Source organism: Lactococcus sp. LG606 (assembly GCF_017309645.1).
Classification (GTDB): Bacteria; Bacillota; Bacilli; order Lactobacillales; family Streptococcaceae; genus Lactococcus; species Lactococcus petauri.
In genome coordinates this window covers 1,426,043-1,446,194 of sequence record NZ_CP071301.1, presented here as the reverse complement: position 1 = coordinate 1,446,194, position 20,152 = coordinate 1,426,043, and the positions used below count along the sequence as shown (strand labels likewise).

The window sequence follows — 20,152 nt, the reverse complement described above, 5'->3', positions numbered from 1 at the left end:
ATGATAATTTGCTATAATAAAAGAAAGTAATACTATTCGAAAAAGACTAGCGTTGCTACTGTTTGAGGCAATAAAATATTTTGAGATAATCAAGATATGAGCCAAAATATGATTTCGAAAAATTCCTTAGAACTAAGGACGCAAGATAAAGCACATAAAGGAGAAGATATGGAAGCAAAATTGCTCAATAAAGTAGTGATAAAACGTAATGGTCGCGTTGTCGATTGGGATTCATTTCGTATACAAACAGCGGTTTTTAAAGCTGCAATTAATGGAAAATACAAAGACAAACCCTTACATGCCAATATGATTGCCAACAATGTTGCTAAGGTTGTTGAGAAAGTTATCGCTGAAATTCCTTTTGATAAGATTGAGATTGACACAATTCAAAACCAAGTGGTCAACCAGCTCAATGACTTTGACAAAGAAGTGGCAAAAGATTTCCTTGAATATAAAGTGAAACAAGAAATTAATCGTAAGCACTAACAGCGAGACTATATTGAAAATAAAAAGCAGATTCTCTGAGAATCTGCTTTTTGTGTTCCTTAATTAAAAATAAATGAGTGTAATATTACTTCTTTATAATTTTAATCTTTGATATAATTTGTAATATGAGAAACATTACGTTATATCCGAGCGGTATCATGAGATTCCCAAAAGATTTCAGGAGAAGAATATATGACAGAAAGAAAAGTAATCAAAGCAAAGAAGCAAGCCATACGCCGTGCGCGACTTAAAAAAGCAGGCACTGTCGCTGCAATGTTGCCACTTGTAATGTCCAAAGGTGCACCTGTAGCTACACTCATCCGGGGCCGACATGATGAAGAAGTGCCCGGTATCGAACAAGTTGTCGAAATGCCTGAGCAGGAAATCGCAGACGTTGTCTTGCCAGAAACACCTGCTGAAGCAATGTATGAAGAAGAAAAAGAAGCTGAGGTGCTAGAAGAACTGGAGATACAGGAAATTTCCGAAACTCCAGCTACTTTTGAAGCGCCACAAAACTTTGAGGCACCACGTTTTTCTGAAGGGGAATTGACTCAGTTTGAGGCCAGTGATGCTTATGTGGGGATTGTGCCTCTGAACATGCCATGGAATGACTGGAGAAACAGGGACAATTGGCCTCTTGGAACAATCTACAGCGTACAGTGGGTAGAGAAAGACGAAGTTCGGATTGAATTTTCAAGAAATTTTCCTGAAGTAGATGATCCAGATAAAACTTTTAATATTGGAGTGGGTCAATTTGAGGATATAGAATTTAAAATAGGAGTGGGAGATGAACTTTCTGAAATCATGTTAGCTGGAGATTATACTCATGATGGAGGAGATAGGAGTTTTCTTACTTTACGAGGAGTAAATCCTGAGACATATGGCCAGATAAGTGCTTATGGCCGGAACACAGGAAAGAGTGAGGAGTCCATTCGCCTTATTGGTGGGCAGCTCCGCCCAAACCCTTTCTTCCCCATAGTTTTCGCAAAGGAAGATATTCGTTTGGGTCGAGTAACTGACAAGTTTGTCGGTGATGACGTTCCGGTTGATTATGTTATCAAATGGCCACACTTGGACTTGGGTGATTTAGGATTTACGGGGAATTTTTATTTTAGGGATAAAATAGCAGCTATTGTTTTTGACAGTACTGACTATGTTGGGCCAGCACAAATTAACTATGGAGCAGTTGATTGGGAAAGTATAGCTGCTGACTTGGTGCTGGAACTTACCCAGCAAAGACAACTTGTAGATATGCAATATGAGGTAGACATTGCTGCCTTGGAATCCGCCTTCACGGGCACAGGTCTTTTCTACGAGGCACAAGTTCATGAAAACGTTCCTGTAGCGCTTCAAAATATCCAGATTAATCGAGGTTTAGTCCCTGAACGTCCTTTTGATGGTACACGGACCGTCCAGAATATTTCTCGGCATATCTCTCTGGACTTTGAGATTGAGATGGCGAATGGCCACCGACTTCCGAAGGTTGAGAAATTCGAAGTACAACTTCCTAAGGAAATCTTACGTCATAATCGCGCGGGCTTGTCTGCTTCCTTTGTTCATATCGAGGGGCATAATCACTCTCCAGCCGTTCATGCAGCCGTGCGTGAAGCAGCCCAAGATTTGCCACAAACACTCAGTGAGGAACTTCTCTCTGAGCTGACGCAGAGTATCCTGACACAGTCCGCACAAGCCAATGGACTTTATGACGGGACAATCACTCTGGCGACCACTGGTTTTACCCCAACGATTATCGATGATCTTCAAGGAGTGCCAGATAAGACCTTTGATAATACCAAGCTTGTCGTGGATGGTCAAGAAGAATATACCTTTGAGTTTGCCATCAAGGGACCAAATCCTGCCGGTGTAGGAGAAGTACGCTTTGCTACCGCCACCTTGGTTATTGGCCGTGATGATTTGAAATTTGCTAACTCCCACGTAGGGCGTCACAAGATTGTGGTGCAACCCTATGTTTATAAGAGCTTAGACATTACGGCTGGGATAGAGGATCTTTTTAGCACAGAAGACCTACCAGCTTTCTTGGCGGACTACCGTGTACAAATTGAGAAGGCAATCCAGACTTTAGCGGAGCAGGGCGGACTTTTCGTTGATACAAATATTAACCAGAAGGAAGTCAGTTGGACAGTAGGTCACGTTGATAGTAGGGAATATGATGGTACGACCGCTGTGACAGGCATTGTAGCGCCTGAGTTGACAGGCTTTGTTGAGGGGGATAGCAATACTATCGCATGGGATTTTGGCGACTTGGAAAATCGTCTACAGTTTGCCAGCAGTCTGCCTGGAGAGTGGTGGATTGAAGGTTTTGACTTTAATGATTCCATGCTGAATCGTCGTGACCAGATTTCAGGTGCTAACCTGCCCAACTATAAGATTAGCAACTCTCCTGAATTTGCGCGAGCTACTATCAACCCTTTGACTTTAGAAGTTGAAGATATTGGACGTCTTATCTTTGACCGTGGCGAAATTAGCCGTCAATATAACGCTACAAATATCTATGATTATAGTTCTCTCACACCGCTTATTATTGAAAAAATCGAGGGGCTAGCTGAGAATAACCGCTACCGCTTTGTCTTCTATGATGCCTTTGATGAGCTTTATTTTGACAGCCGACACGTGACGGATGGATTTGTTCCAGTGCGTGTCACGTCCGACTTTGGTTTACAACGTCTCGGGGTGCAAAACTCAGTTGAATCGCCTGTCCAGCTGTCACCAGAATTACGTGAGTACTTGCGCGATAAGCTTTTCTATGGCGAGATTACACCACGTCAAGTTTTCTGGGGCTTGGGCCAAGTGGGGGACAAGGATTACGATGGAAAGGTTTCAGCTACTATCAAAGGTGAAGTGCAACTTCTTCCAGCTCCCGAAGCTACAGGAGCTTTCGGAATTGCTGACATAGATAAAGAAGGAGCCGAGCGTGTAATACTGCAAACAGGTTCAGCTGAATTTTCATCTGAAAATGTTGTCTTTGATACCTACGGTGATGTTACTGGCCAGTCTGTCCGTACCCTTGGTGACTGGTTTATCGCTGGCGGTTTATATGCGTCTAACTATGAGCTGGTCGCGCGACCGCTAGAAGGAGAAGAAATAGGAACTGTCGACTTTGACTTGCCCAACCAGCTTTTTGGCCAGTCTGTCTTCGCAATGCCAGAATTCTTTACAGCAGAGCGTATGCAGCCCGCTTTCGCTGATGCAGTGATTCATCCGCTAGAGGTTCAGTTTACAGGTCTAGCATTAGCAGATCCAAGCGTAAGCCATAGCTATACGGGCAGGAAAATTGAGCCAGATATGATTCTTCCAAGTCTAAGCACGGTAAATAACACCAAACAAGCCTTATTAGTCCAAGAGTTAGAGGAGGGTAGAGTAAATGCTGTTATAGGTGGACTTATACACAATAATAACACGCAGAGAGGTACAGCAAGCACCGCTTTAGATGACATCTGGGACATTACAGGCGACGGGGCAAGCAACTACCGTCTGCTCGATGCTGCTGAACTTGAGTGGGAGATAGTTGCTGGCAAAGTAACCGCTTGGGATCCTGAGCAAATAGCTGGCGCACAAGCAGGCTTGGCAAGGAGACTCTTTGATAATACGATGTATTTCTCAGAAGACGATATTATTAGGCTTCCGCGCTTGAATACCGTAGACTTGGATATTAGCAATTGGGATCTGTCCTTTAACTCTCCTCATGTGCTTGGGGCAAAGTATCTGACCATTGGAGATCCTGAATTGGTTCGTGCGCAGTTAAACGACTTACTCGGACCAAACCAAGTACTTGCTGATAATTTTGATTTCACTAGCCTTTTTGCAGGGGAAATCACACCACGTATTCTACGCTGGGAAAATGGACGCATACCTTCACGACGGTATAATGGTACAGTTGACATCATAGGGGAGATTACTCTACCAACCTTAACTGCCTCAGCATATGGGCATGACGTTATAGACAATCAGGTGAGACGTATTTATGACAAGCATCTTTTGGATACTCTTGAATTTGAAAGTGAACTTCCAGGACTTTATACATTTGACTGGTATATAGAGATTGGTTTGAGACATGAGTTTAGCGATTCGATATATGAAGGAAATTATAGGGTGCAAAAGCTTCTTCCGACTCAAGCATCAATCCTCCCATATGATATAGGGACGATAACATCAGTGAATTCAAATTTTACTATCGACGGACGAGAATATAATGGCACGAACGATATCATACATAATGGATGGGTAGCCGATATTTTTCTTGACGATGGCACTGAACTTGAAATTCCTTACCTTGCAAAAAATCTTCACTTTAAGCAGGTACATGCGGGTACTAATGAACTTGATTTAAACGAAATTCTCTTTGATGAGGTATATGAATATTACTTTGAAAATATTGGTAAAGTTCAGGAATATATTATGAACGATATTTTAGCCTATCGAGAAGCCTACATCACTCCACGCCGTATCCAATGGACAGAAGGTCAAGTGTTTGATAAGGAGTGGGATGGCACTCCTGAGGTACACCGCGTTCGAACTATGCCAGACTTAGCACGTGCAGGATCAAGACTTGAAGAAGTTATTGTTGCACGGGACAGAGCGGCGATTAGGGTAGAAGAAGGCTGGGCGCAGTTTACTGCTAGCGCAGCAGGCGAAGACATCCCTGTAATTTCAGATGATAGATGGGACTTGCTGACAGACGAACCAGACCAACACCCACTGAGCAATTACATCTTTGAAGGTGCAGCACATACAGGAATAGTACCACAACCAGACTTTAGAGCAGCCAATATCACGCAAGTCTCGGTCATAGGTGTAGAACCTATGCCAGAAGACCCGGAGGATATGGTCGATAACGTTCTTTACATCCGCTCAGGATATATTGAACGGCAGTATACGGGTAATGCTCGTATAGATCTTACAGAGGACATTGCGAAAGCGACAGACTTTTACTTGCGGAATGCACAAGGTCAGCCTATCTCGCTTTCACTAGATAACTTGGATAATCTTAACGTTCATTTTCAAGACAAAGATGTTGCTTATGACAATGGAGAAGTTGTTGACAAACCACTCGTCACAAGGATTGGGAGCTTTAGCCATAATCACGTTCAACTTTCTCCAATACAAATAAGCAGACTTCAAGACTTACTCTTCATAGGGCGAATTACACCTTGGGAGTTGCGTCAAGAAGATATTTCCTTTGTTGGACCTCGAAGGATTCATCAGATGTACAATGGTGGTGCGGACTGGCTCGTTCCAGAGGAACCAGATCCAGACCATGCTGGGGAAAGTATCAAGTTCTTCCCAGAAATTGGGATTGAAATTCTAGAGACTGAGGAAATTATTCCGATCCGCTTTGGCGAAAACTATGAGATTCGCTTTGCGGATCGTCATGCAGGTCGGGGTAAACAGGTGAGCATTGCCGGTTTCTATCTGGATTCCCGCAATGTAAGCTTGCATAGCGATTTGAAAGCTTGGATGTCTGTCAACTTACTGACGGGAGATATCAGTCCTTTACCAATTCGCTGGACACAAGGACAGGTCCATAGCCGTGAATATGATGGGACGGAAGCAGCAAAGATCTCGCTTATGCCAAGCTTACCTATCTTGGCGATTGATAAAGCGGGTGTGAATATCCATACAGGTACAGCGCACTTTACACATGTCAATGTTCGCTTTGATGGTGCCGGTAATGTGTCCAGTCAAGATGTCCAAGCAAGTCAGAGAGAATGGGGCATTTCGGGCAGATATTCAGGCAACTATCAGCTCCTATCTCCGATAACGGTGCGCGAGGGCATTCTTCCGACAAGTCAAGCTTTCCACACTTTCAGTATAGAGTGGGAACAGCGGGTGGCTCCATTATTTGAAAGAGCAGAGATTACTCCTCGTCAACTTTCTTGGACAGAAGGCCAAGTTGCTGATAAGGAATGGGACGATACTTATGATGTTTATGCGATTCTCCAGTTTCCTTACTTGGAACATCCGAGCGGAAGGGCTATTGTTGAACGCGACTATGATATGATTATGGTAGCAGAAGGAGGAGCGAAATTTACTCAGTCAGATGTAGGCGAAGACATCCCAGTTCTTGCAGATGGTGACTGGGGTTGGACAACAGCTGATGCTGTGAATCACCCACTCTCAAACTATAGTTTTGGAGACGATGAGCAGCCAGGAATTTTCCTCCAACCAAGCTTTGCCCCAGCCAATATTACGCCAGTATCAGTTCTAGATGTACGGCCAATGCCAGAAAATCCAGATGAGATGGAAGTGAATATCCTCTATGTTAAGGCAGGGCGTATTGAACGCCGATATAACGGTCATGATCAGATTAACTTACAAGATGACATGGAAGAAGAACCTCTCTTTGCCCTGCGCAATGAGGAAGGCGTGGAAACAACATTCTCACTAGAAAACTTGACAGGTCTCCAAGTTCGCTTCCAAGATAAGAATGTGGCCTACGACAATGAGGGGGTTATAGATAGAGATATTGTCACAAGCATCAGTACCTTTAATCATGAGAGAGTAGGGCTATCAGCTGAACAGTTAGAACAGCTTGAAGAGCTCTTGTTCACAGGAAGAATTACTCCTGTCCGACTCAGCTTTAACGGACGAAAAATAGCGGAACGTGTCTTCAACTATGACTACTACTTCATGGCAGAAGATAAATCTTACGAGTATGGTATGGAAGCTGGTTTCGATGATTCAGAAAAATGGGTAGATGTGGAAACAGGCCAACCTACTGATGTTATCGGTGATTATTATCTAACCATAACTTTTATCAATCAAATGTCACGTTTGGAAAATGGACAGCCTCACGTTGCAGAGGATGAGTTAGTTTTTGTTGATGCGCAAGGCAATGAAATCCTCAGAACAGATGTTCTTGTGGAACTACGTGATGATGAGGGAAATCCTAACCGCAACTATGAGTACGTTTTTGATGATGATGTTGAAACTATCGGCCGTATTACGAGAGCTCAAGGTTTGCCAGTAACAGAGCCACGGGTAGACCGTATTGGTCAAAGGGAAATTGAGCTTTTGCCTTCGACTATTGCGGTACAACCTTTACAAGAAGATATTATGCCATTCGTCTTTGAACCATTTGCTTTTAGAAATGCAGAAACAGGAATGGTAAGCTCAGTCTATCTCTTTACTTCAGTCCAAGACTTTGATCCAGGACCGTATCGGATTGAATATGCAATTTCAAGAACGGATAATCCAGAAGACATAAGCGCAGAGGATTGGCAACAGTCAACAACATTCACAGGTCTGATACCGGCTACAGAGTACTACCTCTTTGCGCGTCAAGCAGAGCACCATAATCGTTATGAAGGGGAGGTTAGTGAGGGGCTTGCTGTTGTGACTTTGGGAGAAAGAGTTCCGACTCCAAGACCAACGCCAACACCAGAGCCAGCACCAACTCCAGTACCAACACCAGATACAGTTCCAAGTCCAATTCCTGGTAGGAAGGTAGATGAAAGAACAGAATTACCAAGGACAGGAGATATGGTTGCCTCTGGACTTGGTATCCTTGGCTTAGCAGCTCTAGCCAGTGCAGCCATTTTACGAAAAAAGAATAAAAAAGAGTAAGCTCTATTCTTGAAAAGAAAATTTCAAAACGAGAAGATTTACGGATTTTCTCGTTTTTTTTTTTTTGCTCATTTTGCCTTAAGTCATAGATTTTCTCAAAATATTAATGAATAACTTATGAAATTTAGGTAAAATAGAAAGCAGGATAATTGTATTGTCCGTTGAATTTTAGAAAATACAGGAGACATATATCGTATGAAAAAAAGAGGCATCCTCTTAGTTAATCTTGGTACACCCGAGAATACATCGCCCCAAGCACTAAGAAAATACCTAAAGAAATTTTTGTCTGATCGGCGCGTGATTAAGACACATCCCTTACTCTGGCAACCGCTTCTCAACGGAGTTATTCTTAATACTCGTCCGAAAAAATCAGCTAAGCTTTACGAAAAGATTGTCAAAGATGGCGAGTTTCCACTGCTTACCTACACAGCAGCTCAGGAAAAAAATCTGCAGGAAATCTGTCCTGATGTTGAAGTAGCTATGGGGATGTCCTACAGTGAACCGAGTATTGAAAGTAGTCTGGAAAGTCTCTTGAGTAAAGGTGTGGAGGAGTTAACGGTTCTTCCTATGTATCCACAATATTCAGGGACAACAGTAGGTTCGGTCTTTGATAGTGTCATGAACTTCTTTTTGAAAAAAGATCATATTGTGGATTTAAAGTTTATACGCTCTTTTTATAAAGAACCTCTCTATATCAAATATTTTGCTGAGAAGATAAAAGAAACCCTTGCAAATGAAGAGGACATTGAAGCTGTAGTCTTTTCTTATCATGGTATTCCGCTTTCTTATGTAACGGATGGCGACACTTATCCAGAAGAATGCACGGAAACGACACGTTTAATTATGGAAGAGCTTGGTGATTTTCCGCATTATCAAACCTATCAGTCGAAATTTGGTCCTGCCGAATGGTTAACCCCCGCAACCGATGATACTTTGAAGCAACTTCCTGGACAAGGTATCAAAAAAATTCTTATCGTTGCGCCTGGCTTCGTGGTAGATTGTTTAGAAACGATTGAAGAGCTTGAAGAAGAAAATAAAGAATACTTCCTTGAAAATGGTGGTGAAAAGTATGTCTATGTCTCACCGTTTAATGAAGATATGGCTTTTGCTGAGCTTGTCAAAGAGATTGCAGAGAAAAAATAAAAACGTTCAAACTTAGTACAATAAAGCACTAAGTTTGAGCGTTTTTTTCTTTATAACATTTAAACGTTCAGTGTTTCTTTATTTTTTAACCCTAAAGTCATAAATTGTTTTTTAAAAGTAATATATTGTTATAAAATGATAAATATATGAGCTTTTGTTAATGAAAATAAAAGGAGAATTTATGCCTACCTATAAGAAACCTAAAAATTATAAAATGAGAGTCATTCAAGCGCTGATGCTTAGTACTCTCCTGTTGGCAGAAGCGGCTCCCGTAGCAGTTCAAGCCCACAGCACGAGCAATAGTCCAAGGATTGAGCTGGTCCAAACTCACATCGAAAATTACAACCAAACGCATATTTATAATATCGAAGCTGCTGCTGCGCGTCGTCTCGAAGAAGAGGAAGAAGAACGCGCCCTTGAGGAGGCTGCTAAGAAAGAAGATGAGGGAGAATCTGGGTCCGATACGGTAGATGATTCTGAAGCAGATCATGATGAGGAAGAAGAAATTGACGAGCAAGAGCCAGAAGTTAGAACCAATAGAAATCTGGACCTCCCTCGTGTTCCTGTTATTCAAGCTTCTGGTTTTCAACCTCTGGCTGTTCCTTGGACAGGGATTGGAACAACTGATAATCCTTTCCAGATAGGAAGTCTGGAACAGCTAGAAAACTTGCGCGAGTATACGACAGCTGGTTATTATTTTGAGCTTATTGCAGACCTTGACTTTTTAGGGGAACAAATCTTGCCTTTTCCAGATTTTGAGGGCTCTTTGAATGGAAATGGGCATAGTATTCGTAACTTTAATATATCCAGTTCAGCCAACTTTTTAGGACTCTTTCGCTCAACAACTGTCGGCAGTGTGATTCGTAATCTTAACATTGAAAATGCAAGCGTTCAGGGAACAGGGCTTAGTACGCACTCGGTCGGTGTTCTAGCTGGGCAAGTGGCAGGAGATTTATTCGATATCCATGTGACAGTAAGTGAAGTGAGGTCGTCGGGAGAAAATGTCGGTGGTATTGCAGGGGCACAAGTACGTGCTGGCACAGCACGCGCATCACAAATCACCAATGTTTCTTTTTCAAATGGCAATTCGACAAATGAAGGAATAGTTGCAGGACGTCCTTTTACCAGCTCTGTGACGGGAAGTAGTTTTACAGGCGGACTCTTTGGCTTTACAGAGTTTGCAACTTTGACAGACTGCTGGACGGATACTAAGGTTACTGGTTTAGACTCGGTCGGTGGTTTAGTCGGTGAGTCGAATGGACGGATCACAGGTACAGCAACAACGGAAACAGGTCGCACATCAGAATACATGAGTCGTGCTTTAGGAGATGTAACAGGCCGTAATCGTGTTGGTGGTTTAGTTGGTGATGCGACTGCACCGATTACACTTTCTCATGTTGGGGAAAATAACCCTTTGATTGCGACGGACACACAGAGCATTATCATTGCGACAGGCTCTGATGTTGGTGGTCTCGTTGGTCGTGCTGAAGCTGGAGCAACAATCACATGGACTTATGCTGTTGTTTCCGTTCAAGGCGGAGCCAGTAATATTGGCGGTTTAGTAGGAGTTGCTGGAGCTAATGTCTCCACAAGTTGGACTTTGACTCTGGATAATGGTGCAATGCCTTCGGTTTACAGTACCAGTGCTACAGGACAAGCTATTGGTGGACTTGTTGGGCGTTTGGCAGAAAACATGAGTGTGATAAATTCTTATGCTACAGGTGAAAATATTACCCGTGCTGCTGGCGGAACAAACAATGCCTTTATCGGTGGTCTTGTAGGGGGCGGCTCAAAAGGTTCAAGCGTGAGCAACTCTTACAGTTCAAATAAGGTTAGTGGCAATACAGCGATTGGTGGTATCACAGGCGGAAATATTCAAGGAAGTGGGAACTTCCGCGTAACCGACTGTTTCGTTATCGGGGCTTTGAGCTCCGGAGTAGGCGCAGCAGGTGCTGGTGCTATTGTTGGGAATACATCCAACATGAATTACAGCAATAACTGGCGTTGGGAAGGTTTCCAGTTTTCCAATAATATTACAGGTGGTGGTACCTTCAATGATCCTTCCGGCATTCATGGCGGTGTCCAAACAGCCCGTCAACTCATGTGGCGTGTGACCTATGGTGCCCCATCAGTAGGAGAATCTGTACCACCAGCAGGAGGCGGGCAATATAATCCCCAATCTTCAAGAAAGACTAGCTGGACGTTTAATGCCAATCCTTGGGTGTGGGGGGATGATATTGGCAGTGTCTCTTTTCCACTACTCGGCTTGGGAAGTGAAACCCCAGCTGTTCCCTTTCTTTATTATTTGATTGGCTCGATTACTCATCAAGTCTATAATGGGCATCGTTATGTCTTTTATGCTAGTGAAATTTTTGATATTTCGGAGATGGGTGACGGAGCTAATATTGGTCTACAGGATTTTAGTTTTGAACTGATAGACCTAAATCTTATCTATGATGATGGGATTCATCTGACTTATGAAAATGTAGCAGGTGGTGACGTGCGCATTATCTTAGAGATTGACGATGATCATGATATCATTGTCGGACAGTATGCCGTGCGTGCAATTTTGAGAGTAGAGCAAGCCCGTCAGTGGTCATCAGGAGGATTGTTTGTCACACCTCGCGAAATTGCTATTGATGGACAGGTAGCCAGTCGTATCTGGGACGGAACGACAGTGGCGACTTGGGAGACCTCTCCCTCTCTGACAGGAGTTCTTAGTCAAGATGAAAATGCCCTTGTCCTATATTACGGCAATCCAGAGTTTGGCGATTCGGCTGTTGGTACATACCTTTATGGTCATGAAGTGGAAGAACAGGCGCTTATCTTTGACCAGCAATTCAGTCTGACAGGAAACCGTGCGGAAAACTATACCTTGGCAGCCCCGGACTTTACAGCAGAGATTCAGTCTATCGATATGAGCGCTGTTCATTTTGACATGAGTTTGGGGACGACTGTTCCGAGAGTTTACGATGGTACACCTTTTGCTGAGGTTGACCGCAGACCACAGCTGAATATCTATCTAGATGAGAGTGATGATATGCCTATCTTTACAGTTTATATTGACTCTGATAAGGTAGAATATACGGATGCCAATGTTGGGGAGGATAAGCAAGTTGTCGATCATGTGCCTTTCGATATCAGTGCTTTTCGCCATCCTGCTGTAGATGATGTCAACTTAGAGATTCTTGTCCAGCAGATTCGTGTTTATGAGGAACAAAACCAGCTCTTTGAAGATGGTGTGATTACTCCTGCGCCACTTCGCTGGGTACAGGGTACAGTACCTATCAAAACTTATGATGGTACAGCTTATATCTTGGAGGAGCATTTTAATGCCATCGTTTGGCCATCTTTAACGGGATTTGTTAAAGAGGAGGGGCAAATTTTTGAAGAGCTCTTCTCAGCTGACCATTTTGATTTTGGTGGTTCTGCTAGTACTGGACCTCAGTTTGTAGAGGTAACGGATGGACATGGTAATACAATCAGCGTTTTAGAAACTGGACTGGCTTATGATTCTCCTGAATCAGGTACACGCTCGATTGTATGGGATGTGAGTGCTTATCAGCCGTTTTTAGACATCGATAGTCAGCCAGAAAAAGAGCAGATTTTATCCAACTATATTCTTGAAGGGGAGCCAGACTTAGCGACAGAAGGTTGGGCTAATCATGCTACTTGGGCACCGACAGCTATTGTTGGACAGGTTATTCAGCCAGAGAATATCAGGATTATTCCGGGAACTATTAAGAGCCGTGAATATGATGGCACATCTGTCGCGGAGATTGATCGTATGCCGCAACTTAGAATCATCATGGATACAGCTGAATCAGGATATATCGAAGAAGATTTTAATACGGAGAACTTTATTCAATTTGACCTGAATATTTGGAATACGCACTTTAGCAGCGATGGTGCAAATCCAGACATTAACGCGGGAGCTAATGCCATTCTTTGGGAGCCACATGGTGCTGAGATGGAAGATTGGGGAAATGAATACGATGAGCCTAATCCTGGAGGCGAAGAAGATGAGTTTCTCAAATGGAACTTTGAGGCTCTGATTAACTTTACCATCGGTGATGGAGCTACTCCAGCTGCACAACTTGTCCGTAACCGCATCCTTAATTTATCGAAGATGAACCTTTTCGGACCGATGACAAATCCAGACTTTGCAGCGCAGACTTTTGACCGTATGGTCAAAGATGTGAATGGAGAACTGGTTCAAGCGCCTGAGTTAAGTCCAGATTGGACCTTAGAGCAAGCTATCGTATATACAGCTTATCAATTAGGCTGGGCAGACTATGCAGGCGAGTCGCAAGGCACACAGAATTTCATGGCTGACTTCCGAAACTATGCCGCCTTTGCTCATCGCTGGGTGTCCAATAGCCCAGAAGCACGTGATATAGAACGGGCCCAGATTATCCCCCGTCAAATTTTCTGGTCTACAGGACAAGTCGGCTCCCGTGAGTATGATACAACAGCTTTCGTTTACAGTATTTCAGATACGGAGGAAGTTCTCTTGCAAGAGCCTGTCTTGCAGCATCTTACAGGTCCAGCGCTTATCGAGGGAGATGGGATAAAACCTGTGTCAGGCTGGGCGGAATTTACAGATCCGTCCGTCGGTCTGAATAAAGATGTCCGGGCAGCACGTCATTATAATCCTAACGAAGACAGACACAGCATCTGGAAAATTGAGCGATTGGAAGCTGATGAGATAGGCGCTACAAAAGGTGTTCATAACTATGTCTTCGTTAATACGGCTGAGCCACTCACACAGTTTATGGAAAATCCAAGGCTGGCACGTCAAGCACTGGAGCGGGGTATCTTAGCTAATGTAGAGGTAGAAAATGTTGATGGAATTGACTTTAGCTTTATCCAGCCGCTCTTTGAAGTCGCCGATATTTATGAGTTAGAAATTGATAATCTGGCGGAAGATATCCAAGAGCTACGTCAAGGGCGCGTGCGAAAGGCTTTTGATGGAACAATTACAGCTTTTGACTTTATTGAAGAGAGGGCTGAATTTATCTTGAGTAAGACGCGACCAGTCATTGTTGAAACTCAGCAAGTAGGCATATATGAAGTTATTGATACGCCTATCGTTGTCGGTATTCATTTTGATGAAGAAAGTTTTACTTACTTCCACGAAGGTGTTGCCCCCGACCTTGATGTGACACATTGGTGGGACACTGATGCGGACAAGCCAGAGCTGATAGGGAACTTTGATCCAGAACAGTGGGATGATTACGAAGCTTATATGGAACATGTATTCAAATATGTCTTTAATAAGCAGATTTTGATTTCTGATGTTCATCCAGATAATTCTAATATCAGTTTCAGTGAAGACTTTTTGGCCAATTTTAATATCCAGCAAGTTTTACCTTTGGGGGCATTGAATTTACCAATAATTCGACCAACAATCTTTGAAGCACCTACTTTTAAGGCAAGCGGAGAAGAAGGGCCTTTTGAACTTTATCTCGGTAAGATTGATCCTTTTGTCATGGACAAAGAAATAGTCGAAAATGGGCAGGTACATATCATTCCGGGTTGGCTGGAAAAAGAATACGATGGAACTGTAGATGCACCAGCTGAACTGAGAGAAGATGACTGGGCAGTCATTGAAATCAATGTTAATCCAGACTGGAATGATGGTGAAGGGCTTTGGCTTGAAATCTTCTATGATTATGATGGAGCAAGATTCAGTGAAAAAAATGCTGGTGGCTTTGGCGGTGGTTATTCGCCACGTCATATTATTGTTGATGGATTGCTTTTATGGTCTGCCAGTAATATGGGGACAGATGGTTATAACTATGAAGTTATGGAATTTGTCGAAGAAGCTGTCAATTTCCTTTTAGAGCAACAAGACTTTTATGAGGGGGAAATCATGCCGCGTCCTTTGACTTGGTCACAAGGCACAGCTGCTAGCCGACCTTTTGCAGTAGGAGATACCGGAACGACTGTTGCACGAGATACGGATGACCAACTTCTAGTCCCACGATTACAGGGAATCTTAGCCTTAGATGAGAAAGAATTTGAAGTATTCACAGACCAAGAATTAATCCAAATTTTCTCTAACCTGACCTTCATGGATGGGAATGTTCCTACAGATCAGATTGGAGAATGGATGATTGCTTTTGACTTTGAAGCGCCAGATTCCTGGATTGTAGATGGTGCAGCTGCAGCTGATAATTACTTGCTGCCTGATGAAGTACCTACATTTGCGCCAGCATCCATTACTGGAAGCAACATCTATTTTGTCGAATCGCAAGAACTTGCTTTACTTGTAGTTGAGCGAGAATACGATGGTACAAGAGATGCTGGATTGGTAGAAGATATCTATGATGTGCTTGTATATTTTGATGGCAATAGTGAAGATATAGAAACCATTCAAGTTCGCGTTAGAGATGTAAGTTTTGATAATCCAGATGCTGGAGAGGAAAAAGCACTAACTATTGCAGCTGGTGGTATTGAGATTGTTGATGATTCTCATGTTTTCGGTGAACCAGCACTGAGCAATTTCTACGCAGCTGTAAAAGCATCCTTTGAGGAAAATTCTGTAGGGACGATTCGTCAGCGAAGAGTGACATGGACAGAGGCACAAGTTGCAGATAAAGTTTATGATGGCACGACAGTAGCCAATATCGAAGGCGATATGCCAGAACTCACTCGTCCAGTAGGTTTAACAGGTGATGCTATCGTGAGTGTTGGCGACACACGAGATGATATTTCTGTGCAAGCAGGTCAAGTTGAGTTTGATAATCCTAATGTTGGAAGTAGAGCTGAAAAAACAGTTCATATCACAGAAGATTGGACAGTTTTAGGTCAACGTTGGTCAAACTATATCTTGGTCAATACGGATAATACAGAAGTTGCTGAAGATGCAGTCTTAAATCCTCAGATACATGCAGGAGCCATTACACCTTTGTGGATTGGTGAAAAGGGAACGGATAATCCAGAGGAGCGAGATATCTCTGAACTTTGGACAGATGTCATAGATGTGACACGTCAGTATGATGGTACTACAGAAGTTTATCAAGGGACGAAGTCAGATGCTGATTTTAAGGACTTCCTTACTCTTCTCTCTGAAATCATCATTGTCACTTTTGATGAGGCAGATGATGTGAAAGTATCGCTCACAGCAGCAACGGTGAACTTCGATGAGCGTCATGTACCTGACCAAAACGAGGAGAGAAGCATTGTCATAGAAGGTTTGGCAAATCATGAAGATAATCTTAATGTTAGACTGACTGACGCAGCCCTTGATTGGATAGAAAGTCGCCTTTTTGAAGGAAGCATTGAGCCGAGAGTTTTACAGGCTGGGCAAGGTATATTTATGCCTCGCGCTTATACTGGAAATTCCTACTATTTTTCAAACTTTGAAAATGATGACTGGAAATTAGTCACTCTCCCTCCGCTGGTTGGACGGACTAATTTCCATGCGGAAGACCGGCCAGTCTTGGTACCACAAAGCAGAGCGGAATGGCATGAGGCACCTCGTCCGCAGTTGCTTGAGCGCGATATTGATCCTGCAAGCTGGACAGACCCTAAAAATTCTGGTCAGTATGTCATTACAGGACTAGATTGGTGGATTGCAGGCAGTATTTATGACCAACGTAATTTCGCTGTCGAGAATCAGCCTACTTTCTTGATTACTATTGGTGAGAAAGATATCGAAAACTGGGACGAGCTGATTCAGATGGGATTGGCGAACTCTGGTCATGTCGAAAAGGTTTATGACCGTACAGTAAGCATTATCGGTGTAGATGATATTCAGATTAGTGCGCCACAGCTGACTGTGACAGAAACTTCCCAGACCATAGAGGTCGATATCGAGGAATGGCTTCTTCAATTTGCCCAAGCAAATGTAGGTGACAACATAGCCGTTAATCTTATCAGTGTGGAAGCAGAAGAGATTATTCAGCAGTTACAAGACTACATTGATGAAGTTTTTGGGTCTGGACTTATTCGCTTAACTTCAGAATTTGATATTCATTCTCTCTTCACAGGTCGAATCACAGCTAGAGAATTAACGATTAGTACAGGGAGCTTGGGAAGCCATACTTTTACAGGTAATGCACTTAGTTTTTCAGATTTTGGCTTAGAATATTTACATAATCAAGGACGTCCAGAGCTAGAAGGCATCATTGCAGGGGATGAGGTCTTGCTTCCAGATGCTGGAGTTAATCAGGCGACTTGGCCAGATGATGCCATAAATGTTGGACTTTATGACAACGTTGAAGGACAAGGTTGGACTATTCTGGAAGGTGAGCAAGCAGCAAACTATAAACTACTTGCAGAACCGCTCTTGAGCTTTGAAATTACACCAGCCCAACTTCAAAATTGGGAGGATTTGGAACAATGGGCGATTCTTGAAAGCAAAGGAGGCGTAAGTAAGGAATATGACGGTCAAGTCGAAATTGATTTGAACAAACACGTGATTGCACCCAGCTATCGAGATAAAGATGGTATACTTCAAGAACTGGATATTAGCCTTTGGGGATTATCCTTCGCTCAGGCAGATGTAGGTTCCGAGTTGCTTATTGGTAATACAGAAGTCGCTCTTGCAAGTCTGGAAGCTCTTCTGACGGAGGACAACTTGGTCTTAGCAGAAAACTTTAATCTTAGCTCCATCTTTGAAGCAGTAATTGAGCCACGTCTAGTGGCTTGGAGTCAGGGACAGGTTGCAGATAAAGTTTATGACCGTAACAGGTCAGCTCAGTTTAAGGATTCAGAGCATCCCAAGCTTATCTATGCTGGTTCATCAGCAGGGGAGCAAGTTGCTCTAGTGGAGGTTGACAAGCCTTATGTGACTTGGAATGAAGGCCTCATTGAATTTGAATCGGCAGAGATAGGGGCAAACAAGATAGTATCGATTATGCCCGACCAATGGTGGACAATCTTGGATAGTAGTCCTCAAGGCACTTGGAGCTTGAACTACCGTTTGGTGGATGAAGATGGGGAAGAACTGGATTTGCAGGCAGTGGAACCAATTATTCAGCCAACTCTAAGTCGTGCAGCCATTACGCCGATTGTACTTGGCACTGGAGAAGATGAACCCATAATTATCCCTTTACCAGATGAGGAAAATCATGGGGAGGATGTAGAGGTGGAAACACCGATAAGGAATCTTCAAACTTGGACAAGTATGCAAACAATTGATTTGAGCCGTGAGTATGATGGAACTGAAATTATCCTTAGTTCATTTTATCTTGACCACTTATCAAGTAGTTTGCTCTATCTTTGGTCTGAAACAGAAAGCCAAGCCCTTGTGCTTGAAGTCGATGATGTTCATTTTGCTCATCGTCATACGGAAGCGGTTCAAACTAACACTATTCTTGTGGAAAATCTAAGGTTAGCGAATAGCCAAGACTTTATTCTGACGGATAAGGCGCTGGAATATCTGACACAACATCTTTTTAGTGGAGAAATTACGCCAAGACAGATTCATTGGAATCAACTTCAAGTAGAGGATAAGTATTATGACCGAACTCGTACAGCAGTCATAGTCAATGATGAAATCGAACTCATAGGACGAAATGATGGACGAGCTGGTATCTTGATGATTGACCAAGAAGAAGTCATTGTAAATAAAGGGGGCGCAAGCTTTGTCGACTTTAATGTCCACAGTGATACACAAGGGCAGGTTATTGCCCAAGCAGTTCAAGCCATTGGCGACTGGTCTATTCAGGGAGATATGGCTGAGAACTATGAGATTGTTGCTGCCTCAGGACCACAAGCATTTGCATTGCCAAGATTTAGCGCATTAGAACCAGAATTTGAGCCAGCCGTAATACGTCCACGTCCGATTCAGTTTAATGGACAGATTGAGATGCGAAAGGTCTTTGACCGTACAGCAGATTTTAACGGTAATTTAGAAGAACACCACATTTATGTTTCTTTAGACAATGGACCACATAACTTTACTGCCATGATTGAAGGTGTTGATCCTGATGATCCGAATTTGGCAATCATGCATATTGGAGCTGAAGATGGCACACCTAATGAAGTTTTACATGATGATGTGGCAAAATCTCTGTCCAACTTCATTGGTCAGCAAACGGTTAATGGACTGCCCGATGCAAATGCCAATATTCAACCGCAATATACCGCTGGTCTCCTCGAACATAATATTGAATTTGGCTTAAGAGGTGCAGAAAGTGGCAACTATCAACTCGTTGGAGAGCTGCCAAATATTGTGACAAGGATTAGTCAGGCGCCTGGTCCGGATTTAAGTTTAGCAGTAGAAAGTAGAGGAGAGACTGCGATACGTGTTCAACCTGCAAATATTCTGCAAGATAATACACCAGCACCACCAGAAATGAGCGTGTTACGTGAAGCAGATAATGACTTCACGATTGTTTATACAATTAGCGATTCGCCCGATATGAGTAGAATTGAAAGTTATAGCGAAAATCCAGAAATCTGGCAAGAAGGACGTGACTTTGAAGGTTTGGAAGCAGATACAACTTACTACATCTTTGCTCAATCTATTGAGACACGGAATCACTACCAAGGCCCTATCACAGAAGCTTTAAGTGTTAGAACGTCAGTACCTACTCTATCTCGGGAAAGAATTCCTGCACTTGGTGATTCCGCAATAGCTATAGGAACTTTAGGTTTAACTTTAAGTGCTAGTGCCATATATCTGGCTAAAAAACGACGTAAGCGAGGCACAGACGGCGGAAAAAGAAGAAAGTAGATTTACTATATAAAAGCATCATTGTTCTTTTTGGTAAGTGTATTTTAAGGTTTTCAGTTAATTAAAAGGAAACCCAAAGAAAAAATAAAGATTATTTTCTAAAAAATCAAAAAACTTACTCAAAAGGACTTGACAAAAGATAAAGAAAATCCTAAAATGGTCATTAGAGACAAGTCTTTAACCAATTCTTTCCAAGAGAGCGAGTGTGTGGTGCGAACTCGTATTGTGATTGCTAAAGATACCACTCTG

Annotated in this window: 4 protein-coding genes; all 4 read left to right on the top strand. The window is 42.9% G+C overall.

What is annotated here, in order from left to right:
• Window positions 1-168: 168 nt before the first annotated feature.
• The 4 genes from J0J35_RS07110 to J0J35_RS07090 all read left to right on the top strand — a co-directional run bounded on the left by J0J35_RS07110 (window position 169) and on the right by J0J35_RS07090 (window position 19,903).
• Window positions 169-486, top strand: a complete 318-nt coding sequence (locus tag J0J35_RS07110; protein ID WP_003133409.1) for an ATP cone domain-containing protein — start codon at window positions 169-171, stop codon at window positions 484-486.
• 192 nt (window positions 487-678) lie between these two features.
• Complete coding sequence (locus J0J35_RS11690; RefSeq protein WP_242534011.1) at window positions 679-8,070, top strand: LPXTG cell wall anchor domain-containing protein; 7,392 nt, start codon at window positions 679-681, stop codon at window positions 8,068-8,070.
• Between the two features lie 195 nt (window positions 8,071-8,265).
• The gene (gene hemH / locus J0J35_RS07095) at window positions 8,266-9,213 is read left to right on the top strand and encodes a ferrochelatase (protein ID WP_206916343.1); all 948 of its coding nucleotides are present in this window, start codon (window positions 8,266-8,268) and stop codon (window positions 9,211-9,213) included.
• Window positions 9,214-9,394: 181 nt separating this feature from the next.
• A complete protein-coding gene (locus J0J35_RS07090) occupies window positions 9,395-19,903 on the top strand; it encodes a YDG domain-containing protein (RefSeq protein ID WP_206916339.1) in 10,509 nt (3,502 codons plus the stop codon).
• Window positions 19,904-20,152 lie beyond the last annotated feature (249 nt).

Coding starts and splice junctions, on each gene's coding strand:
- J0J35_RS07110 (WP_003133409.1), top strand. CDS start 169: ATGGAAGCAAAATTGCTCAATAAAGTAGTGATAAAACGTAATGGTCGC.
- J0J35_RS11690 (WP_242534011.1), top strand. CDS start 679: ATGACAGAAAGAAAAGTAATCAAAGCAAAGAAGCAAGCCATACGCCGT.
- hemH (WP_206916343.1), top strand. CDS start 8,266: ATGAAAAAAAGAGGCATCCTCTTAGTTAATCTTGGTACACCCGAGAAT.
- J0J35_RS07090 (WP_206916339.1), top strand. CDS start 9,395: ATGCCTACCTATAAGAAACCTAAAAATTATAAAATGAGAGTCATTCAA.